The organism is Erythrobacter aurantius (assembly GCF_023823125.1).
In the GTDB taxonomy this organism is placed as follows: domain Bacteria; phylum Pseudomonadota; class Alphaproteobacteria; order Sphingomonadales; family Sphingomonadaceae; genus Erythrobacter; species Erythrobacter aurantius.
The window spans coordinates 3,327,145-3,352,235 of sequence record NZ_CP090949.1 but is presented as its reverse complement, the minus strand read 5'-3'; the positions used below and the strand labels follow the sequence as shown (position 1 = coordinate 3,352,235).

At 55.8% G+C, this 25,091-nt stretch carries 22 protein-coding genes; 14 read left to right on the top strand and 8 right to left on the bottom strand.

The genetic code is table 11. The features are described 5' to 3' along the window. The first annotated feature begins 25 nt into the window (after positions 1-25). From L1K66_RS16060 to L1K66_RS16020, 9 genes are all read left to right on the top strand, one after another. Positions 26-1,231 carry a CsgG/HfaB family protein gene (locus L1K66_RS16060; RefSeq protein ID WP_252258818.1) on the top strand — a complete coding sequence of 402 codons (1,206 nt, stop codon included), beginning with the start codon at positions 26-28 and terminating at the stop codon, positions 1,229-1,231. Between the two features lie 49 nt (positions 1,232-1,280). After that, positions 1,281-5,954, top strand: a complete 4,674-nt coding sequence (locus tag L1K66_RS16055; protein WP_252258817.1) for a beta strand repeat-containing protein — start codon at positions 1,281-1,283, stop codon at positions 5,952-5,954. Positions 5,955-6,119: 165 nt separating this feature from the next. Then, the gene (locus tag L1K66_RS16050) at positions 6,120-6,743 is read left to right on the top strand and encodes a peptidoglycan-binding domain-containing protein (RefSeq protein WP_252258816.1); all 624 of its coding nucleotides are present in this window, start codon (positions 6,120-6,122) and stop codon (positions 6,741-6,743) included. 27 nt (positions 6,744-6,770) lie between these two features. Further along, positions 6,771-7,478 carry a MotA/TolQ/ExbB proton channel family protein gene (locus tag L1K66_RS16510; protein ID WP_330221240.1) on the top strand — a complete coding sequence of 236 codons (708 nt, stop codon included), beginning with the start codon at positions 6,771-6,773 and terminating at the stop codon, positions 7,476-7,478. After that, on the top strand, positions 7,479-7,943 hold the full coding sequence (locus L1K66_RS16040) for an ExbD/TolR family protein (RefSeq protein ID WP_252258815.1): 465 nt from the start codon (positions 7,479-7,481) through the stop codon (positions 7,941-7,943). Next, positions 7,940-8,839, top strand: coding sequence for a TonB C-terminal domain-containing protein (locus tag L1K66_RS16035; protein WP_252258814.1), 900 nt, complete (start codon positions 7,940-7,942; stop codon positions 8,837-8,839). The genes L1K66_RS16040 and L1K66_RS16035 overlap by 4 nt, the downstream gene beginning before the upstream one ends. A gap of 1,306 nt (positions 8,840-10,145) precedes the next feature. Further along, entirely contained in the window at positions 10,146-10,727 is a 582-nt protein-coding gene (locus L1K66_RS16030) for an OmpA family protein (protein WP_252258812.1), read from the top strand. A 6-nt stretch (positions 10,728-10,733) separates the two neighbouring features. After that, positions 10,734-11,390 carry an OmpW/AlkL family protein gene (locus L1K66_RS16025; RefSeq protein ID WP_252258810.1) on the top strand — a complete coding sequence of 219 codons (657 nt, stop codon included), beginning with the start codon at positions 10,734-10,736 and terminating at the stop codon, positions 11,388-11,390. Positions 11,391-11,392: 2 nt separating this feature from the next. Further along, the gene (locus L1K66_RS16020) at positions 11,393-12,196 is read left to right on the top strand and encodes a tetratricopeptide repeat protein (RefSeq protein ID WP_252258808.1); all 804 of its coding nucleotides are present in this window, start codon (positions 11,393-11,395) and stop codon (positions 12,194-12,196) included. Positions 12,197-12,758: 562 nt separating this feature from the next. Here L1K66_RS16020 and L1K66_RS16015 read toward each other — a convergent pair. The 5 genes from L1K66_RS16015 to L1K66_RS15995 form a co-directional block, all read right to left on the bottom strand. Beyond that, a protein-coding gene (locus L1K66_RS16015) for an IS3 family transposase (RefSeq protein ID WP_252258086.1) occupies positions 12,759-13,909 on the bottom strand; the annotation gives its coding sequence in 2 pieces (ribosomal slippage) (positions 12,759-13,657 and positions 13,657-13,909; 1,152 coding nt in all). Positions 13,910-14,323: 414 nt separating this feature from the next. Next, positions 14,324-15,160, bottom strand: a complete 837-nt coding sequence (locus tag L1K66_RS16010; RefSeq protein WP_252258807.1) for a response regulator — start codon at positions 15,158-15,160, stop codon at positions 14,324-14,326. A gap of 936 nt (positions 15,161-16,096) precedes the next feature. Beyond that, positions 16,097-16,624 carry a hypothetical protein gene (locus tag L1K66_RS16005; RefSeq protein WP_252258805.1) on the bottom strand — a complete coding sequence of 176 codons (528 nt, stop codon included), beginning with the start codon at positions 16,622-16,624 and terminating at the stop codon, positions 16,097-16,099. Between the two features lie 543 nt (positions 16,625-17,167). Beyond that, entirely contained in the window at positions 17,168-18,148 is a 981-nt protein-coding gene (locus L1K66_RS16000; protein WP_252258803.1) for a hypothetical protein, read from the bottom strand. Continuing rightward, the gene (locus L1K66_RS15995) at positions 18,145-18,324 is read right to left on the bottom strand and encodes a helix-turn-helix domain-containing protein (protein WP_252258801.1); all 180 of its coding nucleotides are present in this window, start codon (positions 18,322-18,324) and stop codon (positions 18,145-18,147) included. The genes L1K66_RS16000 and L1K66_RS15995 overlap by 4 nt, the downstream gene beginning before the upstream one ends. A gap of 97 nt (positions 18,325-18,421) precedes the next feature. Between L1K66_RS15995 and L1K66_RS15990 the strand changes: the two genes are divergently transcribed. From L1K66_RS15990 to L1K66_RS15970, 5 genes are all read left to right on the top strand, one after another. After that, the gene (locus tag L1K66_RS15990; protein ID WP_252258800.1) at positions 18,422-19,015 is read left to right on the top strand and encodes a hypothetical protein; all 594 of its coding nucleotides are present in this window, start codon (positions 18,422-18,424) and stop codon (positions 19,013-19,015) included. 1 nt (position 19,016) lies between these two features. Next, positions 19,017-20,183 carry a tyrosine-type recombinase/integrase gene (locus tag L1K66_RS15985; RefSeq protein WP_252258798.1) on the top strand — a complete coding sequence of 389 codons (1,167 nt, stop codon included), beginning with the start codon at positions 19,017-19,019 and terminating at the stop codon, positions 20,181-20,183. 150 nt (positions 20,184-20,333) lie between these two features. Then, complete coding sequence (locus L1K66_RS15980; RefSeq protein WP_252258796.1) at positions 20,334-21,281, top strand: helix-turn-helix domain-containing protein; 948 nt, start codon at positions 20,334-20,336, stop codon at positions 21,279-21,281. Next, positions 21,278-21,556, top strand: coding sequence for a hypothetical protein (locus L1K66_RS15975; protein ID WP_252258795.1), 279 nt, complete (start codon positions 21,278-21,280; stop codon positions 21,554-21,556). The genes L1K66_RS15980 and L1K66_RS15975 overlap by 4 nt, the downstream gene beginning before the upstream one ends. A 216-nt stretch (positions 21,557-21,772) precedes the next feature. Next, a complete protein-coding gene (locus L1K66_RS15970) occupies positions 21,773-22,645 on the top strand; it encodes an LOG family protein (RefSeq protein WP_034955410.1) in 873 nt (290 codons plus the stop codon). Here L1K66_RS15970 and thiD read toward each other — a convergent pair. The 3 genes from thiD to glmM are packed head-to-tail and all read right to left on the bottom strand — an operon-like array spanning position 22,642 to position 25,023. Continuing rightward, positions 22,642-23,451: a bifunctional hydroxymethylpyrimidine kinase/phosphomethylpyrimidine kinase gene (gene thiD / locus L1K66_RS15965; RefSeq protein WP_252258794.1), complete on the bottom strand. Its 810-nt coding sequence runs from the start codon at positions 23,449-23,451 to the stop codon at positions 22,642-22,644. The two genes, L1K66_RS15970 and thiD, sit on opposite strands and share 4 nt — an antisense overlap. After that, on the bottom strand, positions 23,448-23,672 hold the full coding sequence (locus L1K66_RS15960) for a DUF1272 domain-containing protein (protein WP_034955408.1): 225 nt from the start codon (positions 23,670-23,672) through the stop codon (positions 23,448-23,450). Before L1K66_RS15960 ends, thiD begins: the two co-directional genes overlap by 4 nt. Positions 23,673-23,685: 13 nt before the next feature. Then, positions 23,686-25,023, bottom strand: coding sequence for a phosphoglucosamine mutase (gene glmM / locus L1K66_RS15955; RefSeq protein ID WP_252258792.1), 1,338 nt, complete (start codon positions 25,021-25,023; stop codon positions 23,686-23,688). Positions 25,024-25,091: the final 68 nt, after the last annotated feature.

The window sequence follows — 25,091 nt, the reverse complement described above, 5'->3', positions numbered from 1 at the left end:
GCCAGTCCGCGACAATAGGTCACCGATGGAGGCGGCGCTTGCCTGTTTTGGTGACCAACTGGTCGCGGCAAACGGAAAGCCAACAGTAATTGGAGTCGGCGAAGTCCGTGACTACACCGGTAAGTACTCCATAAACGAGGGTAATGCGATCACTCAGGGTGGATCGCTCATGGTCTTTTCCGCTCTCGGCAAGATCGGCGGACCGCTTCGGATCGCAGAGCGCTTCGATCCAACCATTGCTGAACGCGAACTGGGTTACACAGATCGGCGCCAGCTAGGGAACGGTCTGGTTCACGAGGTCAACGGCGAAAGGGTGCCGTGGTTGCCATATTTCGGCGGCACTATTGCTCAGTCTGACTATTACATCGTCGGCGGTATCACTGAAGTGAATTATAACATACGCTCAGGCGGTGCGCAGGTAACCATTAATAATTTGGGTCCAGAGGCGAGGGTATTCACTCAAAGTGTGGCAATAGACCTTCGGATCGTCGACACGCGCTCGCTTCTGGTTCTCAAAACCGTCAGCCTTACAAAGCAGTTTACTGGGTATGAAATTGGGGCTGGAGTTTTTCGCTTTTTCGGCACCGAGCTATTCGATATCAATATCGGCGCCAAGGGTCAGGAGCCTTTGCAGCTTGGGATCCGCACCGCGCTCGAAGAAGGTGTTTTACGGCTGGTCGCGTCGGTAAAGGATCTCGATCCATCGATCTGTATGTCGCAGAAATTGGATACGATACCAAGTGAGGCTGCAGACGAGTTGCGTGGGCGATCGCTTCCAGCAGACCGAAGCGATAAATCTGCAAATGCTGGATCAGAACAACTTTCTCTTGCGCCAACTGTCCCGTCAGTCGCTCCCGTTCGTTCGCTCAATGAGGCGGTGGGTGCCGGCGCGGCAGCAGCTACCAGCCTGCTCCAGATTGGTTTTGAATTTGGAGATGCAAACTTGATGTCGAGTGCCCAGCCGGTCCTTGATATGGCAGTGCGTCTCGCATCGGAAAGAACCGTCTCTTTACTTCTCGTTGCTAGGGATACCGAGACTTGGGATCCTGCAAGGCGCGACGCTTTGCTGGATCAGCGCATTGCTAACCTTGTGTCCGCGCTGACAAACCGAGGCATTAGCTCATCTGAGTTCAGGGTCACTTGGCGCCCGTCTTCGGTTGACACCGCTATTTACCGCGACGGGCCCGGGTTCCAAGAACTCGCACGCGTTGAAATACGAAAAATAGAATGAAGTAACGATAATTAGTTGCGAAAAAGTTTTTACAAGGGGAATTTTAATAATGTTTGACTCAAAAAAAATGCGCACGCAGCTGTCGGCTGGTGCAAGCATAGCGATCCTTGCAGTGGCGACCGCTTCTGTACCTTCATCTGCGCAGACGGTTGTTACTAACGGGGTTCTCGATTCTATTTTGCAGGGCCATGTGACAGGGGGAGATACATCGCCACAATCGAATAGCGAAACCGTGACTGCGACGACGCCGAATTTTGATGCGATCACCACCATTATTGGCGACACCACTAATAGCGTTCTCGACAACAACGAGAACACGGCGGACGCCACGGCTATCGCTAACCGTAACGGCGTAACCGCTTCGCTGGCGACCATTGGCAGCACTACTCTGCCGGATGATGGTATTGCGTTGTCGGCAGTTTCTACAAACACTGGTCAAGTTGATGCGACCACTTCGGACGCGCAAATCGGCGTTGCCGCTACTGATTTCGCCACGGGTTCGGTCAATGTCCTTGACAACGTGACGTCTTCGGTTGTTGTCGTTAATGAGGGTAGCGATACCTACGCAGCCACGATCACGGGCTCGGAGCCGGTCGACTACACCAACCTTGCAACCACCAACGCAGCAGTCACGACCGACGTGTCGGGTTCGGCTGCGAACGTTGCCGATCTGTCGGGCTCGCTTCTGGTCTCGTCGGTTCAGGTCGCTGTCCCTGCTGCTGATTCGTCGGCGACTACCAGCAACGCCGATACCTTCCTGACCATCAACACTACCGCTGATGATAATGTCACCGGTACTACCACGCTCGACGGCAATGCCATCACTTCGAGCTTCACAGCGAACGCTCGCGATGCTTCGATTGCGCTTGCGGCGGATGACGGCAGCACCTCGACCACGGCTGCAATCAGCAACGCGCAGCGTTTCGACGCTAACACGTCAGACCCGGCGGCGGTCACCACCGGAGAGTTCCGCGCTTCGATCCAAACGGAAGGTTTCACGACCTCTTTCCTCAACAGCAGCCTGTCGGCTGCGTCGAATACAGCCTCGGCGAATGCGACCGGCAACACTGCGACCACGCAGATTTCGCTGGCCGACAGCCTTTCTTACAATACTGCCGCTGATAACATTGCGTCGGCACAAATTGACGAACTAGGTGAGGCAGGAGAGCCAGGCGACCCGCTGACAGTTCTTTCTGACGTTACCGCCAGCGGCGGTCTCGTGGGTGTCAATACGCAGCTCGTGCAAACTGGTGAGCTTGAGACCCGCCTGAGTGTCGATGTCGACGTGGATGTGGCGAGTCTCGAAACTAGCTCGATCGACGTCTCGTCCAACCGTTTGACCACGGCTGCTAACGGTAACGATCTCACCGCCGGTATTTCCAGCGGCGCTTCATCAGCGACGTTTGATGCCTCAGCGGTTCTGGCTTCCCGCCAGGAGCTCGACACTGTTGTCGTTCTTGCCGATTCCGATGATTCGGATGTTGAGGTCAATGTGGGCCAAGGTGGCGCTAGCGCCACTTTCGTCAACAGCGCGATCACCGTCGACTCGAACGTTCTGGCCGCCAGCGCGACTGGCAACCGTGCGCTTCAGGCGATTGAACTGGAAGCGACTGCTCTAAATGCGGCAGTTGATACGTCGGCTACCCTTTCAGCTGACCTCATCCCCTCCGCTGACGGCGACTCGGTTGCTGCAGATGGAGCGGTTGTCATTGCCAGTGCGATGTTCAACACCGGATCGACCGTTACCGCTCGTAACACGATCTCGGATATCGACATCTTCACCGGCGACAACCTCAACGGCACGGCCACCAACACCAGCGTTGCCGTGACGCGCAACACCCAGCAGGCGTTCGCAACCGGTAGCGATGCCGGCAACAGCCTGTCGCTGACGGGGGTCGATGTCGGTTCGGCTGCAGGGATTTCGAACCTGCAGGTCAATGATGCGACGTCGACAGTAACCGCGACCCAGACCGGTTCGATTGACGTAGACTATGCTGCCAGCCTGATCTCGGGTTCGAGCGAAATCTCGGGCAACAGCCAGTCGGCGGTTGCACGCGGTACCGTTGCGGCGAACACACTTTCGGTCGACGCCCAGGTGGTCGCACTCGGATTGAACGGCACTGCGGCGACTAGCGCTCCGCAATCTCTCGATGCCGATGCCACCGCCGCTTATGGCGTCGTCAATGTCCAGCAGGTGCTCGCCGACGTCATAGCATCCGCTGATCCCGATGATACTGATGCCTTCCGCATGGACATCGTCGGATCACTCACCGACTCCAACACGGCAGTCACCAACAACACTCTTCTAGCGCAAGCTCAGGGAACCGTTGCGACAAACCAAGCAAACATAAGCATCGGAAATTTGACCACTACAGACGGAATGGCTGATGCTGCTGTTGCGAACCTTCAGAACGTATCGGGTGCTGACATTCTCGCCACAGCAGACGGGAATACCGATGAAGGCGGCAATTCAGTCGAAACAGAAATTGACGGCGCGATCCTGCGAGGCTCCGTCGTAAGCTCCGCCAATCAGGTCCTGGCATCCGCAGATTCGTCGCGCGCCACCAATACATTGACCGTATCTGGAACATCGCTATCGGGAAGCAATCTCAGCGCTCAAGCTAATGCTTATCTCGACACTGATACGAATACTGTTGCTGCACAATTTGGCGTTGTAAACACGCAGGTTGCGGGGACCGGTAATGTAACTGCCAGCCTCCGTGAATCCACGGGCGGTACCTTCGGCGATAGTGCTTCGGTCGTAAACGACTTGAACAGCACCGTGACCAACTCGTCAGTCGAGGCAAACAACAACCTGTTGCAGGCTCTTGCTGCGAGCAATCGGTCTACCAACACGGTGAGTGTCGATGGCACCACTCTGAATCAGGTCACCGCCGGCGCTTCAAACCTGCAAACTAGCAGTCAGGATGTGTCAGCTCTGATTGGGTTCGCAGGCTCTGGCGGGGTCGCTCCGTTTACTGTCCCAGCAACAATTACCACTGGCACGGCAAGCGGAAGTCTGAGCGGCCTGACACCCGACCAAGTAACCGCATTCTTGGCGGAATACGGTTCTGCGACCGACTTCACATATGATCCTGTCACCTTTGCGTTCTCGTACACCACACCTGGTACCGGCGCAGTCACCTTGCCGGTGAGCGGTACGAGCGGTGCCGTCAACAATGGAGGAGTTTTGATCGACGTTGAAGGCGCGATCACGGCCAGCACTTTAGCTGTCGAAAGCAACGCGGTGCAGGGTTCGGCAATCGGCAACTCGGCCGGAAATAGCGTGACTGTCGCTGCCAACGCATTCGATGGCGTTACTGCGGTCGGCGCTGGAGAGGTTCTCACCGCTTCAACGGGAGACCCTGAAGCCGATGCCAGAGCTGATGCCGCTTTGGCTTCGAGCCAGATCTTGGTTGCTGGTAGCAGCAGTACCACAGAAGTGTTCACGACCTTCGGGATCGATGGTGCTCTTGACACGGCCATTACTGACGCAAGCCTGAGTGTATCAGCCAACAGTGCTTATGGCGAAGCAATTGGCAACACAGTTACCAACAACCTTACGGTTCGCGGAACCGACCTTGCTGGGACGGCCACTTCAGGTGTGCTTACTAACTCCCAAGACGGGTCAAGTGCCGCCATCTCGTCTGTAAGCGACATGGAGGTCGTTTCGAACGTTGTCTCAAGCGGATCCTCGGTGAATGTCGACCAAAACGGAAACAGCGCGCTCGGTGTGATCAACAATGCGACCAACTCTTTGACGGCTTCGTCAACCAACTCGACGTCTACCGCTCCAGCTATTGCCACATCCGATGTGGCATTGGCGGGCGCAGCGCAGTCAACTGGTTCCTTTGCCCTGATCAACGGGCAGAACGCATCCGGTACGCTTACGACCACTGCCACCACGGACATCTACAATATAGGCAATACTGATGTCACGACGACGGGAGTCGTTAATGGCAGCATTTCGATGTCCAGCAACGCCACGCGGTCGGAGTCGACCTCCAACCGAGCGGCCAACACCGTTTCGGTCGGTGCCGACGCTAACCTTGGTTCGACGGCATCGCTGATCAATCAGCAAGCCAGCCAAGCAACAACTTCGGCCAATGCGAACAGCACTGTCCGTCTCGCCGTAACCGGCACGACTGAGGATGAGACTGCGCTCGAATCACTTGATGGCAGCTCGGTGTTGATCGAAGGCAACTCCACTCTGGCTCTCGCCCGCGGCAACAGCGCTTCCAACACGCTGAACTACACCGCTGGCGCCGGCTACACCGCGGCAGCTGGTGCGGCGACGATCAACGGATCGACGAACGTCGCTACGGCAAATGCGGCGCTGCTAAACGACCAGGCGAACAGCGGTGCGGTAACCGCCAACGCCACCGGCGGGACCTCGGTCGCACTCAACGCGACAAGCGGCGGCAGCGTTGCCGGCGTGCTCAACGCAAGTGTCAGCAACAGCAACAACAGCACGACTGCCTTTGCGGTAGGTAACAGCGCAGAAAACAGGCTCATGTTGAGTTCGCTGGTGACCGGCATGCCGAATGTGGCTCTGGGTAACCAGCAGACCAACACCGGCGCAGTAAGCGCGGTTGCGACCACCGTGACCTACAGCATGAGTTCGAACGGCGCCGTTGCCGGGAGCAGCATGCAGAACAGCGGCAACGCTGCCTCGGCTACCGCCATCGGCAATAGCTCTATTTCAGTCATCGGAGCCAATTAATGAAGAACTCCGCGGGCTAAGTCGCCGCAAGGTAGCCCGCGGAGCATGTTTTGGTGGTCACCCACGCCTGTTGCGGCAGAGGATGACCAGAGGCGGGGCGAAGGTCTAGATGAGAGCATTGAATCTCTGTTCAGGCCTTCGCTTCCGCGGAAAGGGAGTCTTGTCATGATGGAGTCATTCAAATTGGTCCATCTGGTCGCCACAGCGGCAGGCGCAATTCTGCTGAACTCACCGGCCTACGCTGCAGACGCGAGTGGTCTGTTTGCTGTGAGAGGTTTGGGGGCAAATACATGCCAAGAATATCTCAATCGTAAGGCAACCGACGAAAATTCTCGCCTATATGCTTCTTGGCTGATGGGCTACATGACAGCGCGAAACCGGGTTGAAGAAAAACGTTTCGACGTCCTTCCTTATCCTGATGGACAGGTTTTTCTTGAAGCCGTTCAGGCAGTCTGTCGCGATCAAACTACGGTAACAATTGAGCAGGCTGCAAGTTCGGTGATAAGCGCTCTCGCTCCCATCCACCAAGTCAACGTGAGCCCAATAACTGTGGTCGAGAATAAAAATCGATCACTTCAAATCAGGCAAAGTGCACTTGCAGCGCTCCAGTCGAAGTTAATTGAAGATGGATTGTACTCCGGGCCAGTCAATGGCGAGTGGAGTGAGGCAATGGTAACTGCGGTTACTGAGTTTCAGCTGAGTTCAAAGATCGTAGCTTCGGGTTTGCCAGATCTTGCGACGCTTATTCATGCTTTGGTGTTAGATCGTCCTCATCGCGCCAATCCTTAAACGAGTGCAAGAGAATCAAATATGCTAATGGGAAGTAATTCAGAACAACTAACGCCCTTAGAGGTCTTCCTTGGTGCGGATTGGGTCGTCCAGTCTGTAATGTCCCTATTACTTGTTGCTTCAATATTTTCATGGGGCGTTATAATTTCGCGAACTATTGCAATAGTCATAGAGCGTCAGAAAATTCTGAAGGTCAAGAAAGCTCTCGATGAAGTAAAGAAATTCGATGAGCTTCGAGAGCTTGCCAATAACGGCAATGGCAAGGTTCATACTATCTTGCATGCTCTTGCTCGCGAGTGGAAATGGTCCAACGAGAATACTAGCCGTAGTTACACCGAAATGCGTCAGCGCCTAGTTACGGTGTCCGAGCTCGCGTTGGAACGGCAATATGTTCGGTTGTCGAATAATTCTGGCTGGCTTGCTACAATTGGTAATTCAGCACCCTTTGTTGGCCTATTTGGCACGGTATGGGGCATCATGAACAGCTTCATTGCGATTGGGCAGACACAGGATACTTCCCTAACCACGGTCGCTCCGGGAATGGCCGAAGCGTTGTTCGCGACTGCGATTGGGCTGTTTTGCGCGATACCGGCGTCAATGGGCTACAACCGGATTTTGCAGGCACTCGCGAGGACCGAACATGAGTGGCGCGCAATTGTAGCTCGCGTCGATGTCGCCATTTCTCGTCATTATGCCATCATTCGCCGCCCAGACCAAAAAGAAAGGATAGCGTAAGTGATTGGTAGTGGTGGAGCCGAAATGAGCCTTTGGAGCCGGAGGCGTCCAGAGCTTATTTCGGAAATAAATGTGACACCAATGGTAGACGTGATGCTTGTGCTGCTGATAATCTTTATTGTCACAGGACAAATGGTTCTCACTGGAACTGATGTTGAACTACCAGATTCTGAAGAGAGTAGAATTGTTGCATCGGTGGAGCCAATTGAGGTGACTATCGATTCGCAACAGACAGTATATCTCGGCAAGACGCCTATTGCTTCGGAGGATTTCGCGGATGTTATGCTGCAGCTTTCATTGAATTCGCCAGCACCTCATGAACAGCAAGTTATGGTACGAGCCGACCGAGATTTGCCCTACGGCTCAGTAATACAAGTCGTAGCACAAATTTCAAAGTCTGGTTTCACGAAGGTCGCGTTTCTTTCTAACCCATCATTGACTAGGCCAGCCGGCGAATTGCAGTGATTGATCGCTTTTCCAATTTGGCTTCAGTGTGTCTGCATTTCGGGCTCGTCGCGATGTTGGCTCAGATTACGTTTAATTTTGAGGAAATAGAGCCACCGGAATCTGGCATGGAATTCCAAGTTATCGATATAGAATACGCCATGCCCTCGACTAGTCCAATACTCGCGGGTAATCTACCATTGGCTTCTAAGTCGCCGCAGAAAACGATGGGTGAGCCGCGTGATATCGTGGCAATTCCGGATTCCGTGTTTAAGGGTCAACAAACTGCTGAGACTGCTACGTCAAGCCAGTCAAAAGCAGATGGGTCTAATTTCAGGTTTCTCTCTGATCCGGTTTCTTTACCGGGTCTAGAACTAGAGTTAACGGCGGATACTGGAGCATCGATTGAGGTGCCAACTTCATCTGTCGATCAGGTGCCTGCTCAAAGGTCTGAGCGCTTCCAATCACGGCTAGATGCGGCTGCACTTTCTCGTGCAAGCAGTATTTCAACTGCCTCGCAAGAACGCCCAAGTCGTTTGAATTCTGCGGCTCTTGGCGCGGCCATTGGCCGGGCGACACCCATCGGGTTGCCAAGTTTAACAGTACGCCAAAAGGTTGATCTTGCACAGAAAGTTCGAGAACAGGTCATGCCCTGCTGGAATCCTCCTCCAAGCAATAGCGGTGCGGCTTCAATTGTACGGCTACGTGTTCGTCTTGATCGGCAAGGAGGAATTGTCGGTCAACCAATTCAGAGCGCAGTCGTCGGACAGAATGATGAGAATGCGTCGTACGTAACGTTGCTAATCAATAGCGGCCGCCGTGCCATCATGCTGTGTGCTCCACTCGACCTTCCACCCGAGCTCTATGACGCATGGGCCGAAGTCGAAGTGGAATTTGATCCAAGGAACCTGCGATGAGACCCCTAGCATCCGTTATTTCGTTCTTCGCGATAGTCCTTTGCAGTTCGCCATCAGCGGTGGCGCAGGAGCGGCTTTTTGTAGACATCACCGAGGGAGAAATCAGTGCTCTTACGCTATCCGTGCCAGACACCACTAGCAATGTGGTCGTCGAGCAACAGGGTGCCGTCGACGCAGGCATTGCACTAGCCCGCATATTGAGAGCCGATCTTGCGACTGATCCCTTTTTTCAAATTCTGGCATTGCCCTCCATCCGAGGGGGCGACGATCGGACGCTTTTGCGTCAAGCTTCGATCCGCGGGACGCAGGCGTTAGTAGTGGGTCGGGCGCGGCGTGCCGGAGATGGTTCACTGCTATATGAGTGTGCTTATCATGATGTATTCAGCGGCGAGCGTGAGGTTGCGCGGGAATTCCGCGTGCCTCCGCACCAATGGCGGCGTTTAGCGCATAAGTGCGCCGATTTAGTGGTAGCTCACGCAACAGGGTATAGCGGGCATTTCGATACTCGCTTCGCTTTGATTTCATCGGGTCCTGATGATCCAGCATCGCCCCGCCGCGTAATCGGCATAGACTTTGACGGAGCGAACAAAACTATCTTATCTGATGAACGCGAACTGGTCTCGATGCCTCGACTCAGCCCCGATCATCGCTCGCTTCTTTTTCTGCGCTTTAACCCAGAGCTCCCAGAACTAACCCAGATCGACCTTCGGACTGGAGCAAAGCAAACTCTGAGGCTTCCAGCTGGGCTCCCATCTGCGCCGAGATTTTCGCCTGACGGTCGAAGCCTCCTGTTGGCACTGTCACAAGCTGGGTCTACAGATATCTATGAGTATGAGTTGGCAACCGGTGAAACAACTCGTCTTACTGCCACAACCGGGATCGATACCAGCCCGTCGTATTCACCGGACGGAACAAAAGTCGTGTTTGAATCTGACCGGTCGGGTCAGCCGCAATTATATGTGATGCAGAGGGATGGCCGAGGTCAAAACCGCATCAGTTTCGGGTCTGCTCATGGATCGCCGGCATGGAGTCCGGACGGCCGATTAATCGTATTTGTGAGTTACACGGCAGGATCCGCTCGGATTGGTGTGATGGCACCTGACGGAAGCGGGAGTCGGTTGATTAGCGAAGGGCCGTACGACGAGGATCCAGTTTGGGCGCCAAGTGGGCGAGCTATAGCTTTCCAACGCAGCCCCTCTGAAGGTGGAGCCCCCGCACTGTTCGTCGTCGATGTGAATGGTCGCCTGCTGACCTCTGTGCCACTTACCAGTCCTTCGTCTGAGCCTGACTGGTCCGAGATACTACCATGAAAAAAACCGAAAGTGGAAGTCACCCGCGTTTGTGTATGCCAACATTACGGGGTGCAGGGCTGCTGGCGCTAAGTGCCTGCTTAACGCTGGTGGGCTGCCAGCGTCCTACTCAGTCACTTCCTGCGGCTCCTATCTTTTCTATGCCTCCAAAAGTTTTGCCGATTACAACAGTCGCGGTGTCCGAGCCTTCTGCTGAGACCGAACCACCACTATTCCAGCCCTTTGCAGGATCCAAGATCATTTATTTTCAGAGAGGGAGCGCCCAACTCGACGCGCAGGCACGAATGATCCTTGACCGCCAAGCGGAATGGCTCCTTCTTCATCCTGCTGTCACCGCTACTTTGCGAGGCCATGCCGACCTCTTCGGAGGGCGGGCCCGTCAATTCGCTATAGGGGAAATGCGGGCAACCGCGATGCGTAGCTACCTTGTCGCACGCGGCGTATCGCCCGACCAACTTTCAGTTACATCTTTAGGCAAACAGATGCCGATTACCACTGTGCGCGATGAAGCAAGTCAGCGGCGCAATCGACGTGGTGAGACTATATTTTCCGAAATAAAGCAGAACAATGAAAGGTAGATTTCGATGCAAAGAGTTTTCTTCTTAGGTCTTGGTGCTCTTGCTATATTGGGTAGCGCGCCTGCCAAAGCAGATGCAGGGGATATTCTTATAAAAGCGCGTGGTTCTTACCATCAGCGATTGGATGGCTTCTCGATAAATCTACCCGGCGAAAATGTGCCGGTAGATGCAGACATTGAGAACACGACAGGTGCTGAAGCGGCGATTACGATGTTCTTGACCGATCACCTCGCGGCGGAAGTCTCCATGGGCGGGGCGGGTTATCAAATCAAAGACTCTACTGGTCGAAGGCTGGTTTCAGCGGATCTCCTTGTCTCTACTGTTAGCCTGCAGTATCATTTCACACCTGCCAGTCAAAAAATTAGGCCATACATTGGCCTAGGTATTAATCACCTCAATCTTTACAGTGAAGCCGTGGATCTGGAATTAAAAAATTCTGCGCCGGATCCTTTCGTATCATATAATTCTAAGTTGATCGGAGGTTTTGCACCAGTCGCTCAAGCTGGTTCAGATATTGCTCTGGGCGACCAATTATTCCTGAATTTTGATGTGAAGTACACCAGTCGCAAGACTGAAGTCCGTATTGAACGCGAAATACGTGCCACCGAAGCGCGGCGCCTTAGCTCGGTGATCGTCGGGCTTGGGCTTGGTTTCCGGTTCTGATTATGGAATATAGATTCATTGTTGCGAGGCTTTGGTTCGCATTTGGTGCAGCCGCGCTTTTGTCGCAACCGCTAGCTGCTCAAGACACCTTTCAGACCAATGTAAGGCCTCAAGATCCGGTCGCCGTTATGGAAAAGGGAGGGAACCCTGAGCTGGCACTCGGTAATGAACTGCTACGCCTCAATGACCGTATCGCTGCACTCGAACGGCTGATTGTGCAAATGGTAGCCTTGGGAGAGGAAAATGCGCGTACAATATCTCAACTGAGTAACGAACTCGAGCGTTTCCGGGCAGACGCAGAGCTCCGGCTTGAAGAACTTACAATGCGATCGGCTGATGCATTTGAAGTGAGCCAGACAATCGCGCCCTCGGTGACAACAGAGGTTGTGACGCAGTTTGATGCTAATCTTCCCGTCGATCGTTATGAGCAGGCGATGGGGTTTGTTGAAGCACAGGATTGGATAAGTGCAGAACTCGCACTGAGCACCTTCATTGCCAATAATTCGGAAGACACACGAGTCGCCGAGGCCCGCTATTACCTAGGGCTTTCTTATCTCGGACAGGGTCAGGCTGGGCAGGCCGCGTCAATCTTTCTCGAACTCTTTCAGTCAGGAGCTTCCGGGAATTTTGGTGCAAATAATCTCTTCGCGCTTGCACGCGCACTCCGCGCCCTTGATGACGTGGATGCTGAACAGATCTGTAGCGTTTATTCGGAAATCGAAGCTGTCTATGGAAACACTCTGTCTCCGGCGCGGCGGGAAGAACTACTTGATTTGCAGTTAAATGATTGTGTGCCCTTAAAGTGACTCGAATGGAACCTGCCTGGTCTTGAAAAAGTGATGTGGTCACAATGAGCGCTCCTTGAGTTGGCGCCATTGACGTAATAACGGGGTGAAATGTCATCCGCTGGCAAAGTGACACATATTTATGCGAAGAATACCGACTTACAGTGTTGAGTTGGTAAGTTTCTGCTCACCGTGGCTGCCAATTTGTGAATAGCGTCGGCCAAGCCAACTGCTGCAAGAGCTCTGGCGCGGGTTGAAGACGAGAGCTAATAGACGAGACCTTCCAGCTTCGGTGGCTGCATTTGCGAGGGCACGACCAGCTAAGCAGGTCGACACCTCCGCTGTATATGCTAGGGATCTGGCTCGCTCCTGAGGGTTTGAATCCACGCATCGCCGAGCACGCATCGCCGAGACGGCGAGGTGAACTTTCGCTGCGGCTCTCGCAGAGTATGATGCGGCGGACCGGCTTGCTTTTGAATATGAAAGCGTTGCCGGTGAATAGGTTGGGCCTGCCTGAAGTTTGCAGAAAGAAGCGCGGGGAGTGGGGCAACGCCGAGTGACGTGCTCCCCTGATTGTTACCAGTCAGAGGTAGAGTCTGGCTCCTTCATGATGGTTGTTTGATGGGATGGCAACGTGTCTGGGGGCATGCCCCCAGACACGTTGGCCGGCGATCTCGGCGGGGGTCTTCCCGCCCAGTTTCGAGTGTGGCCTGACCGTGTTGTAATCGTGTCGCCAGGCGGCCAGCACGAACCGGGCATGGGCCAGCGAGGTGAACAGCGTCTCGTTGAGGCATTCGTCGCGCAGGCGGCCATTGAAGCTCTCCACGAAGCCGTTCTGCATTGGCTTTCCCGGTGCGATGTAGTGCCACTCGACCCTGCGCTCCTGCGACCAGCGCAGGATGGCCGACGAGGTCAGTTCGGTGCCATTGTCGCTGACCACCGTATGCGGCTTTCCCCGGATGCCGATAAGGCTGGTCAGTTCCCGCGCTACCCGAGCACCCGACAGCGACGTATCGGCCACCAGCGCCAGGCACTCGCGCGTGTAGTCATCGACCACGCACAGGATACGGAAGCGCCGACCGCAGATCAGGCTGTCGGAGACGAAGTCGAGCGACCAACGCTGGTTCGGGCCGTCCGGCAGCACCATCGGCCTGCGCGTGCCCAAGGCCCTTTTCCGGCCGCCACGGCGACGCACGCGCAGCCCCTCCTCCCGGTAGATGCGCAGCAGCTTCTTGTGGTTGGGCCTGATGCCTTCCCGCGCCAGAAGGTAGCCCAGGCGGCGATAGCCGAACCGGCGGCGTTCCGCCGCCAGCTCGCGCAGCCGTTGCCGCAGCGCCCCGTCATCTGGCCTTGTAGGCTCGTAACGGATTACCCTGCGGCTCACACCAACCAGTGCACACGCCCGACGCTCGCTCACCCCGTGATGCTCCCGGGCATAGGCGACGGCTTCCCGCTTGGCGCCGGGCGTTACCATTTTTTTGATGCCAGATCCTTCAGCACCGCGTTGTCCAACATCGCCTCGGCCAGCAGCTTCTTCAGCCGCGAGTTCTCCTCCTCGAGCGATCGCAGCCGCCGGGCCTCGGACACCTCGAGCCCGCCGAACTTAGACTTCCACTTGTAGAACGTCGCCGAGCTGATCCCGTGGCGGCGGCAGACCTCAGTCGTCGCCATGCCCGCTTCCTGCTCCTTCAAGATCGCAATGATCTGCTCTTCGTTGAACCTGCTTCGCTTCATATCGTCCGACTCCTTGCGTCAGACTCTACCAAAAAGCGGTCACATTTCAGGGGAGCACGTCACGAGCTGCGAGGGAGCGATAAACTTACAGCAAGGCCGATCAAAGGTGCACACAAGAGACCATGAGTATGAGTAAGTGAGAGGCAGTCTTAGCCTACACCTGAATGCTAGACGATCTCTGGAGAGGCAACATGTCTCCAAAAAATTCACGATAGGCTTCCATGTCATAATGCACGGACGCAGCGCAAGATGGGACCTGTTTGCCCGTCCCAAACTCATGCGAGTAGATTTAGAGGTCATCAAAGAGCGCAAATGCCAGTTTAATGGCAATTGGAAGACAGTCTAGGGTACCTACCTTTGGCTTATGTTATGGATAATTTGAGCCGTAGAGCGGGCGTTGCCGCCGCATTGCGTCTACCGCGAGGGGCTCGGTGGAGCAGTCAAAAGAGCGTGGGCGCGCGAGAGAAAATCAACCATGCATTCAAACGCATCATTATCAAGCCTGACGAGTGACCGCCGCTTGTCGTCGGGGTCCTCCCATCGCCTAATGATCCCGTCGTCTGTGAGGTTCTTCACATAACGTAGAGCAGTCGTCAGCGGGACGCCTGCTGCTGCGCTAGTGCTAATTGCCGGTACGTCTCGACCTTCGAGACTCGCAGAGGTTAGGTCGAGCAAGATATCCCACGACGGATCTGAAAACTTTGTGGATTTGAATATATCATTCCGTCGGTGACGCATTTTAATGAGAGATCTGACGAAACCTATCAAATCGTCACGACTGAGAGTTCCGGCACCGAACGCCTTTTCGTCTGCGGTTACCGATCGAGATCCGATGTCAGCGGAGCCTTCGAGCAAGGCTAACATGCGGAAATGGCTATTCATCATCAACCATTTGTTTGAGGCTAGGCGCAAGGAGGTTAAGAGGTCTCTTGGCGCGACAGGCTTCGCTAAAAAGTCCATCGCGCCAGCGCGCATCGCTGCGATTACCGTTTCAACCTTTGGCGTGCCAGTAACTACGATTGGCACAAGCGGGCGGTGCGGCATAAATCTAATGCCAAGTTCAGTTAGCAGCGACATCCCATCAATCGTGGGCATGGCTACATCTATCAGCACGATCCCTATCGTCGGTCGGCGCGCTAGTGTTTGCAAAGCTTCCGCACCGTCGGTTGCTGTGAGGCAAAAATAACCGACTGATGACAGGAATTCGCAAAATTCCTCTCTAGTTTGTTGATCGTCATCTACGATCAGCACGTTGGGCGCGGTTTCACGACTAGACGTCAGAGATGCATGGAGGGAGGCAATCATATAATCAAGGATAAATAAAATACCAATAACAGGCTTTGCACGAATAAATAAAACGCAAAGCGTCTTTGCAGCCGAAAGACTTTATTTACTTTACGCTAAACACAAATGGCTTTGATTTCTTGCAATTTTATGTCTTTGGTTCCTGACGCAAATTCTTAGAGGACAATCATCCATTGAGCGTTGCAAATTGATGCCGATATATAACCAGTGTGGGGGGGGGGCGAATTTGGTCGGCTTGTCGAACAGCGCCAGTGGCTGCGATGGGAAATATGAAATGCTATTTCTCAGTAGGTTGCGTAATTATCGCGCCGCATCCGACAGAGTATCAAAATGGTGCTATTTTCTGTCACGGCCTATGTGCGACCGCCAAAGCGCACGCTTTGCGCCCGCTCTTAGTTGCAGACTTTTCACGATTGTCGTTACTATAATTGATAGGCGTTTTTTGCGGTTTTGCCCGAAAAGTCCCTCGGTAGCCGCGAGCCGCTTGAGGCGGTGGTCGCAACTGCCCGTTGGGCTTATCTAAAAACAATACCCATGAAATCCAGCGATGGTGAGGGTGAGGTTCAGTCTAGGATTTGCTAACAGCAGTTAAAATGGTGTGATCCTTATGATGGCCCACCAGCGAACTGACTTGCTTCGCGCGCTATTCAACCAGATTCAGACAGGAATCGCTACCTCTCAGCATGCTTGGACAGACCTCTTCGCTGCGCGCATTTACAAAAATCTACAATCTGTGAATGTCGCGCGCTGAGAGCCGCCGCCTTCGTTTTGAACGCGCTGAAGCTACTATAACCAAGCTTCACAAGTCAATTGCGTTAGCACGAGGTTCAAGCTTTCCTCGAACTGGAACACCAATTCGAGGCAAGCCCGTTTGAGACAAGATCAGGCCAAATGCCAGCCGCGCTCGTCGGCCCAATTGATCTGGCCGATCGGCCCAAACTCAAGCAGAGGCAGCAGTCCGCGCATCTTGTCAGGCTTCAGGCCATAGAAGCCGTCGAGGATACGGAACAGGCGTGCGTCACCATTCTTGAAGTTGCCGATCTTACCGTAGACCTCCGCTGCAACATCACCGGTGGGTGCGATGATATAGTAGCTGTCACCGTCAACCTCCTTGATCCGGTAGAAGTGAAGCTTGGGGGCCGGCACTGCATGTGTGAGCCATCCGAGAGCGTCGTTGTAGCTCGCCAGTCCAATGACACCACACGTCAAGAGCGTATCGAGACCCGTGCGCTTGCTGGCTGGCAATGACTCGTCGATACGCTCGATCCTAACATTCAGGGTTTCTCGATTGATCTCGATTTCGTTCTGGAGAACGATCTCCGAAGCGCGCTGCGCGTCCGAAGCGACGACAAAGCAGGTGACCAGCCGGTCAGGTCGGCTGATTTCACATTCAAACATTTGATTACGCATTTCTACACTACCTTTCTTGTTGGTGATGCAGTCTGCGTAGACGTGACCCGGTCGGGAGTCGGGTGGGCAATGCTTTGGCGGCGATGGGAAGTGAGTGGCTGCATTTTGTTGACTCAGCCAATCTTGTTTAAGGCTCAAATTTGCGGACAAACGATGAAATCGTGCGATTTATCGAACTCGCTGGTGAAGGGCACAATGCTCTAGAATCGGGAGCTTGCTTGTGGCGGTGATTAGCTTGCTTCTCGAAATCGCTCGATTCCGGTCAACAATTTGCCAACAAGATTTAACCACTCCGATAGAGCGGCGGCATCCAACTCCGAGGAGTATTGCGTGCTTGTATGAGGCCCTCCGCCAGGCACCCTGTCTCCTGACAGGGGCCTGCAAAAGAATTTTTAAATTATTAACATTTCGAGCGGACGCTATTTGTAGCCAGCAAACTCTCGGAGTTTCGCCATTTCTTCATCACTAGTTGCTGCCGAAGTGAGCTTCTGAGATGGGCGGGATGTAGGGGGCGGCACTCCGAGCGCTTCGTAAATAGCCTGCTCATGGTGTGTAGGGGGTAACGGCATCAAGTTCATTAAGTGCGACTGCCAGGTCAAAGCGCGGCCAGATCGGCTCTTTGAAGCCCTTCACGATATGCCGTTCAAGCGTGGCGACACGATCGAGGTCTGCGCCCGTTCGCTGCCGCAAAGTATTGAAACGCGCTTTTGGGTAAGAATTCGGCCAGCGCTCGATCAGGGCCCTAGCGACCGAAGAGGGATTGATTTTCTCACCGCGAATGCGTTTGCACTCGCGCACAAACCATACATCGGCAGTGATTTGGGCCGATTGCACCGGCATCCGATTCAGGTTCGGCGGCAAACCATCACACGATGTTGTCAACACCAGTTGGAACTCGCGTTGCACTCGCTCCCTTTCCAAGAGATCGAGAAACTCTGGAACGAAAATGCCTCGCTTGATAGCCTTGCGGCGCGCAAGTCGTTTTTTCTCCGCGTCTCGTCGCTTTCGTTCTGCTTCCCGGCGATCCAGTTCTGTGAGCGCAGCTACATCATTTATCGAAGTGAAGCCGCCGTGGCTGATCAGTGCTGCGACAAGGCCGTCAAACTCCCGTTGAGCAGTCGGACAAACCGATGGGTTCTTCAAGCCGAAGCTTCCGCCTGCCTGGCCAAAGCGAACGAATGCGCCTCTGATGTCCGATGTTGCTGTCAGCCGTGCTTTGGCGATCTGATCGCAAGCGTCTTTAGCTTGGCAACGCATGCAGCGGCTCTTAACTGTCCCGAATTTCGGATGAAAGATTGGTTGTTGCCCGCCGTGCCTCGCAAATGCCAATGGCTGTCCAAAGCATGGTTTCATAAACAGCGGCATGCGAATTATGTTGCAGTCGGCGTCACGCAACACCGCGTTCATTGAAATCTCGACTTTGTTATCGAGTCTCAGTCCATTCCACGGGTCGGGGCCGGCCCAGTGACGAATTTGCTGCGCTGGGGAAAGTCCGAACAGCTCTCGGAGACGCTTCTCGCTCAATGCAACGCCTCCTGCGCGCTGAACGCACGGTCCAGTTCCGACTTGCGGAAATAGAGGCGGCGCCCCTTACGGACGGCCGGGATGTGGCCTTCGTCCACCAGCCGGTAGACGGTGCGCCGGGAGAGTCCTGTGTAAAGGGCAGCGCCATCAGCGCCGACGATCAAATCTAAGTTCACCTAGGAATCCTTTCAAAATGACGGTTACTATGCCGTCATCCAATGGAGGACGCTTTTCCGCTTGTCAAGATATGACGGCAATGATAACGTCATTTTTATGATCCAGCTTTCCACACGAGAAGTCGAAAAAATCGCCGCGCATGTCTTCAACGTGCCTGACGCTGATAAGCTCGCGCTACGTGCGCGATTGGAGAATCTGCGCAAAAAGGGGTGTCCGCGTGGGTTGGCGACCGGGCGTGGCAAAGTCGCCAAGTTCGACTTCGAACAGCTCGCTGACGTGACGATCGCGCTTGCGCTAATCGATGCTGGCCTGTCGCCTGATTACGCAGTCTCGGCTGTTGAGGACACCGATGGTGTAGTGAGGGAGTGTTTCGGGTTCCTGGCCCATCACCATGTATCACTGGACGAACTGAGGGTGGCGGTGGATGAAGGAGAATGGCCTGTCGGGAGGACGGCCACGGCGTGGTGTTGCATGCACCGGCTCCTTTCGACTCCTCGCGATCTCGGCGTTCGAGTGGCTACTTGGATCGCCTCCGATTGCATCGGTGATCAGCAACCCACGGACCTGCCTTTTTCCGCTGTTCGCATCGACGTTGGAGTGCTGTTCGTAAGGCTCGTGAAGGCAATGTCCCATGTCGCGGGCTTTGATGTGGTTGAGCTTGCAGAGCGTCTTTTGGCCGAAGCGGGATAATATGGCGTCAATTCGTAAGCGTATCTGGTGGAAACCTGACGGCACGCAGGGGGTTGCCTGGCAGGTTGACTACCGGGATGCGGCAGGCAATCGCCGGTCTAAGCAGTTTAAGCGCAAGAAGGACGCTGATGCGTGGGCGGTGAAGGCGCTCGATGAAGTTCAGCGAGGCGTCCATACACCCGATAGCGTGTCGATCACCGTCGCAAAGGCCGCAGATTTGTGGCTTGATAGCGTGCGGGCGAATGGTCGCGAGCCCACCACTATCGCTGCATACGAGCAGCATATCCGTTTGCACATTGTGCCGAGGTGCGGCGCGCATAAGCTCTCCCAGCTCACAGCGCCCAAAGTGCGGACTTTGCTGGACGGTTGGCTAAGTGAACTTTCAAGAGCGATGGCGACTCGTGTCTTTCGGACCTTCAAGGCTATTCTGACTGATGCCCAGGCTCGTGGTTTGTTGGCGAAGAATGTGGCGCTGGCAGTACAAATCCCGAAGGCTCCGCGAGAGAGGGGGCGGGCCTCTCCTCCCACGAAGGCGGAGATCCGTGCGATCTTGAAGGCAGCCGCGGAGTCCGACAACCTCATGGGACGTGCGATCGTCGAACTGCTCATCTTTACCGGCATGCGTGCGTCGGAGCTGCGTGGCCTGGGGTGGCGTGCCGTGGATATGAAGAGGGGCATCGTGCGTGTTGAGCGGCGCGCTGATGCGGATGGCATCCTCGGCCCGCCAAAGTCGGTTTCGGGGTTCCGGATCATCCCACTCCTTGGCCGTGTCGTTGCGACACTGCGCGAGTGGAAGTTGGCTTGCCCTCCCCACGCCGATGGCTTGGTATTTCCAAGTCCGAAGGGGCGAGTGCTGTCGCATGGCGTATTGGCGAAGAACTACCTTAAGCCCATTCTGATCGCTGCGGGGGTTACAAAGCCTGGTGACGGCGAGGATGAAGCGGTCGCCAAATACACAGCGCATGGCTTTCGGCATGCCGCCGCATCGCTTTGGATCGACCAGGACCTCAACGCGAAGCGTGTGCAGACCCTTGTCGGACACGGCTCGATCCAGGTGACGTTCGACATCTATGGGCACCTGTTCGAGGAGCGAGACAAGGACCCATTGGAGGTGAATGCGATCGAAAGGGCGCTCTTCGGCCCTCCGGCGGGCGTGGAACGGCGATAGCGAAGTGTCTGCAAATCATCATTTGTGCCTATAAAAAATAGGCGTAATGCGGCTAGATCACGAAACGACGGGGATATTTGGGGCGATTTGCCTTATTATGCCTACTGATGTGATAGCAGATATGCATGACAGCTCTGGAAGGAGTTTGTTATGCACACCAACCCCGTCAATTTGAGACGTGCTCGCGAGGCCGCAGGGATGAGCCTCGACGATTTAGCGCATAAAGCGCAGGTCGATCGTCAAACGATCTACCGGATTGAAACCCAGCGGCAGAAGAAGCGGCGGATTCGCGTTGTAACGCAGTTGGCGAGCGCACTCGGTCTTAGCAGTGCAGACCTCTGCGGCCCGGACTTGGAATTGGAAATCAAAGAGCGCGCCGAGCCTCGAATAGAGGAGAAGGCGCAGATGAATGTCAGGGTGTCGGAAAGCACCCGCAACTCGTTTGCTCTGCTTGCTTTGCGATATGAGGCGACGCACTCCCAAGTGGTCGAAATCGCCCCGTTTCTTTTTATGTGGGCCGCTGAGCGGAGCTTGCAAATGCGGCAGGAGCGGGTGCAACAATTCCGAGAAGCGCAGCCGATGATGGCTGAGGCCGTGCCCGACTACCTCGGCTACGCCGCCTCCGTGGATGACCGCCTAATCGACGTCGAAGAGCACTCAATCGCGAACAACGACATCTTCGGTCTCGAATTCGAGGATGAGGTGATGGATTTCCAAAAGCACGAGCCGAACTTCTGGTCGGTTCCCTTCGCGATTGTTCTACGCAGCATGCTGTCGGATATGCCCGACGACACCAGATTTGAAGATTGGGAACTCGAAGAAAGTCCTCGCTTCGAGATATGCCGTTCGGATGCACTTGAGTGGCTTGATGGAGATTCCGAGGCAGCAGACGACTTCTTGGGAGGTCGAGTCCCCTTGCGCGACATCCCTAACGACATCCTCAAGGGCGACGGGGCTGCCCGTGCAGAGTGGATCAAGGAGGCAGCTGATCGCCGAAGAACCCGGCTGACGGCAGCAAGAGACGCTTACTTCGCGAGCTTGGACGACGAGACCAAGAAACGCCTCGCCACCATCATGGGGAAAGGAGAACACGCATGAGCCTGGAAGTTACCAAGCACGCGGCCGAACGGTTTGCCCAAAGAGCTTTCACGCTCGGCGACGCTGAGATCATCATGCAACTCGGCACAGAGGTCGAAGACGGGTTTCTTGTTTGCGACCGAGAGTGCCGAAAGGTGGAGGAGCAGTTGCGAGCAATGTTGCGGCGGCTTGATCGGCTGCGTGGAGCCCGGCTTGTGCTCGAAGGCTCGACCGTCATCACGGTTTACCGCACCGGGAAGCGCAAGCAAAAGCGGCTGCTGAAGGCGACTCGGTGATAATGATCGGGAGAGGAGCGGTGTCGCCATGCAGACTCCTCTCCCTCGACTTGCTGCAACACAGGTGCAACAAGACTCGCAAAACTCTAGTGAATTCAACGTCCCTCTACGGACTCTGACTCCGTCAATTGAGGTTCGAATCCTCACGGGGCATCCAGCTTTTTCCTGACAACTGTTGTCTTGCTCGCGACTTGCTGCGCGCCTACTTGCCGATGCATGACAGAAAAAGACCTTACAGACCGCAAGTTCTACCGCGCCGGTGAAGAAAGCCGGTTCGCCGACGAATCCCCCGAACGCACCCCGCAAACGATGCATCCAGCCTACAAGCTGGCGTTCCGCGATACAGAATTCCTGCTGCGCGACGAATTGCGCCCGGTCCGTTTCCAACTGGAATTGCTGAAGCCTGAAATGCTGCTCGACGAAGCGCGGGTTGGTTCGACCATGGTGATGTACGGCTCCGCCCGTATCCCGTCGCCCGAGCAGGCGCAGGCCAAGATCGACGCGGCCAAGGACGGCAGCGAATACGAACAGAAAGTCGCAGCCAATCTCGCTGCGAAGGCGAAGTACTATCACGAAGCCTACAAGCTTGCCCGGCTGGTTTCCGAAAAGGCGATAATCGAAAACGGCAAGCGCCAGTTCGTCGTCACCACCGGCGGTGGCCCTTCGATCATGGAAGCGGGCAACCGCGGTGCCAGCGACGCAGGGGGCGAATCTATCGGCCTCAACATCGTGCTGCCGCATGAGCAGGCTCCCAACGGATATGTGACGCCTTACCTTTCGCTCAATTTCCATTATTTCGCCCTGCGCAAGATGCATTTCCTGCTGCGCGCGCGGGCCGTGGCAGTGTTCCCCGGCGGCTTCGGCACATTTGACGAATTCTTCGAACTGTTGACCCTGATCCAGACCGGTAAGATGAAACCGATCCCGATCCTGCTGTTCGGCAAGGATTTCTGGACCCGCGTGGTCGATTTCGAAGCCATTGCCGAAGAAGGCACGATTGCGAAATCGGACCTCGACCTGTTCCAGTGGTGCGAAACCGCCGAAGAGGCATGGTGCCACATCGCGGATTTCTACCAATTGGAGTGCTAATCCAGACGCCGCACCGCGTGATGCCCCAGCGGACCGTTACCGGCGCCGAAGCCGGGGGCGTTCTCGATTGCGGCGCGGACGAAGTTCCGGCCTAGGCGCACGGCATGTTCAAGCGGCTGACCGTGGCCCAGCAGGGTCGCAATGGCGGCTGAAAGGGTGCAACCTGTGCCGTGGGTGTGCGGGGTATCGATCCGGTGATGATCGAACTGCACTGCGCTGGCGTCTTCGCCCGGCTGATACAGGATATCGATGATCCGCGCGTCGTTTGTATGGCCGCCTTTGGCCAGCACTGCCGCGCCGGTCATATGCGCGAGTTCCTCCGCCGCCTGAGCCATTTGCGATGAATCGGTCAGGTTGCGTTCGAGCAGGTGCGCAAGCTCGGGCAGGTTGGGGGTAACCAGTGTCGCAAGCGGGAACAGTCGCTCGCGCATGATCGCAATCGCTTGCGGATCGATCAGAGCCGCGCCGCTGGTTGCGATCATCACCGGGTCAAGCACGATCGGGGCCTTCACCCCGGTCAGCGCATCGGCGACATGAGTGATGATGTCGGCATCGTGCAGCATCCCGATCTTGATCGCATCGACCCCGATATCCTCGATGCACGAAGCGATCTGCTGCGCCACGACTTCGCCGGACATCGGCGCGATGGCCTGAACGCCGACGGTGTTTTGCGCTGTGACGGTGGTGATCGCCGTCATCGCATAGCCACCCAGCATGGCTATCGTCTTGATGTCGGCCTGAATTCCAGCACCGCCCGATGAATCCGATCCGGCGATGGAGAGGATGCGCGGGGGAGGTTTGGTCATCCCTTGAACTTCCGCTCCGTGCTGGGCGGGAACTTGGCGTGCAGACTTGCTGCGCGTGTCGGCCTGTCCATCAATTCGCCACCGCAATTGGGGCAAGCATCGTCGAGTTCCTCGGCGCATTCGGCGCAATAGGTGCACTCGAAAGAGCAGATGAACGCGCCGGGCGCTTGCGCGGGAAGATCGGTGCCGCAGCGTTCGCAATCGGGGCGCATTTCAAGCATGGTGTCTGTCCTTTCAGGTCGCGCTGCGCACGGCGTCGCAGATACGGTCGACCACTTGTTCCACCTGCTCCGCATCGTCACCTTCCGCCATGACACGGATTACCGGTTCGGTGCCCGAAGGACGGATGACCAAACGCCCATTGCCTTCAAGCTCGCCTTCGGCGTCGGCGATCACCGCGCGCACTGTGGCATCGTCCAGCGGAGCGCCGCCTTCGTAGCGGACATTCTTGAGCAATTGCGGCACGGGGTCGAACTGGTGCAGGATTTCGCTTGCCGGTCGCCCCGAACGCACGAGACTGGCCAGCACTCGCAGCGCCGCCACCGATCCGTCCCCGGTGGTCGCGTGATCAAGCAGAATCATGTGACCCGACTGTTCGCCGCCGACGTTGAAGCCGCCTTCCTTCATCCGTTCGAGCACATAGCGATCACCGACTTTGGTGCGCTCCAGCGTAAGCTCCATGCCGCCAAGATACCGCTCAAGGCCAAGGTTCGACATGACCGTGGCGACCACGCCGCCGCCTTTCAGTGCGCCCTTTTCGTGCATCCGGCTGGCGATCAGCGCCATGATCTGGTCGCCATCGACTTTCTTGCCCTTTTCGTCGACGACGATCAGCCGGTCGGCATCGCCATCGAGCGCGATCCCGATATCCGCACCTTCGGCCACCACCTTGGCCTGCAGTGCCTCGATCGCGGTGGAGCCGACCCCGTCGTTGATATTGGTGCCATTCGGCTCGACACCGAGCGTTATGACCTCCGCGCCAAGCTCCCAGATGGCGGAGGGCGCAACTTGATAGGCTGCCCCATTGGCGCAATCGACCACCACCTTCAGCCCGTCGAAGCTGACTTCGCTCGACACCGATTGCTTGATCGCATGGATATAGCGCCCGCGCGCATCCTCGATCCGGCGGGCGCGGCCGATCCCTTCAGGCATGGCAAGCTGCGGTTTCTGATCGAGCAAAGCCTCGATTTCGGCTTCGGCCTCGTCCGAAAGCTTGAACCCGTCCGGGCCGAACAGCTTGATGCCGTTGTCTGCATACAGGTTGTGGCTGGCCGAAATCATCACGCCGAGGTCCGCGCGCATTTCACGGGTCAGCAGCGCGATTGCAGGCGTGGGCAGCGGCCCTGTCATGATCACGTCCATGCCAACGCTGGTGAAGCCTGCAACCAGCGCGCTTTCCATCATGTAGCCGGAAAGCCGCGTGTCCTTGCCGATCACCACCCGGTGACGGTGGCCACCGCGCACGAAATAATTGCCCGCCGCCTGGCCAACGCGCATCGCGGTTTCGGCGGTTATCACCCCGGCATTGGTGCGACCCCTGATTCCATCCGTGCCGAAGAATTTGCGTGCCATGCCTGCTATTCAAACCCCATGATTGTCTGCGACCATTTGTCAGGCGCTTCTGACGCGGTTATCGCCGG

Excerpts from the sequence above, each read along its gene's own strand:
- L1K66_RS16510 (WP_330221240.1), top strand. The coding sequence starts at position 6,771 with ATGGGAAGTAATTCAGAACAACTAACGCCCTTAGAGGTCTTCCTTGGT.
- L1K66_RS15980 (WP_252258796.1), top strand. The coding sequence starts at position 20,334 with ATGCACACCAACCCCGTCAATTTGAGACGTGCTCGCGAGGCCGCAGGG.
- L1K66_RS15970 (WP_034955410.1), top strand. The coding sequence starts at position 21,773 with ATGACAGAAAAAGACCTTACAGACCGCAAGTTCTACCGCGCCGGTGAA.
- thiD (WP_252258794.1), bottom strand. The coding sequence starts at position 23,451 with ATGACCAAACCTCCCCCGCGCATCCTCTCCATCGCCGGATCGGATTCA.
- L1K66_RS16025 (WP_252258810.1), top strand. The coding sequence starts at position 10,734 with ATGCAAAGAGTTTTCTTCTTAGGTCTTGGTGCTCTTGCTATATTGGGT.
- L1K66_RS16020 (WP_252258808.1), top strand. The coding sequence starts at position 11,393 with ATGGAATATAGATTCATTGTTGCGAGGCTTTGGTTCGCATTTGGTGCA.
- L1K66_RS16005 (WP_252258805.1), bottom strand. The coding sequence starts at position 16,624 with ATGCGTAATCAAATGTTTGAATGTGAAATCAGCCGACCTGACCGGCTG.
- L1K66_RS15975 (WP_252258795.1), top strand. The coding sequence starts at position 21,278 with ATGAGCCTGGAAGTTACCAAGCACGCGGCCGAACGGTTTGCCCAAAGA.
- L1K66_RS15990 (WP_252258800.1), top strand. The coding sequence starts at position 18,422 with ATGATCCAGCTTTCCACACGAGAAGTCGAAAAAATCGCCGCGCATGTC.
- L1K66_RS16050 (WP_252258816.1), top strand. The coding sequence starts at position 6,120 with ATGATGGAGTCATTCAAATTGGTCCATCTGGTCGCCACAGCGGCAGGC.
- L1K66_RS15985 (WP_252258798.1), top strand. The coding sequence starts at position 19,017 with ATGGCGTCAATTCGTAAGCGTATCTGGTGGAAACCTGACGGCACGCAG.
- L1K66_RS15960 (WP_034955408.1), bottom strand. The coding sequence starts at position 23,672 with ATGCTTGAAATGCGCCCCGATTGCGAACGCTGCGGCACCGATCTTCCC.
- L1K66_RS16055 (WP_252258817.1), top strand. The coding sequence starts at position 1,281 with ATGTTTGACTCAAAAAAAATGCGCACGCAGCTGTCGGCTGGTGCAAGC.
- L1K66_RS16060 (WP_252258818.1), top strand. The coding sequence starts at position 26 with ATGGAGGCGGCGCTTGCCTGTTTTGGTGACCAACTGGTCGCGGCAAAC.
- glmM (WP_252258792.1), bottom strand. The coding sequence starts at position 25,023 with ATGGCACGCAAATTCTTCGGCACGGATGGAATCAGGGGTCGCACCAAT.
- L1K66_RS16030 (WP_252258812.1), top strand. The coding sequence starts at position 10,146 with ATGAAAAAAACCGAAAGTGGAAGTCACCCGCGTTTGTGTATGCCAACA.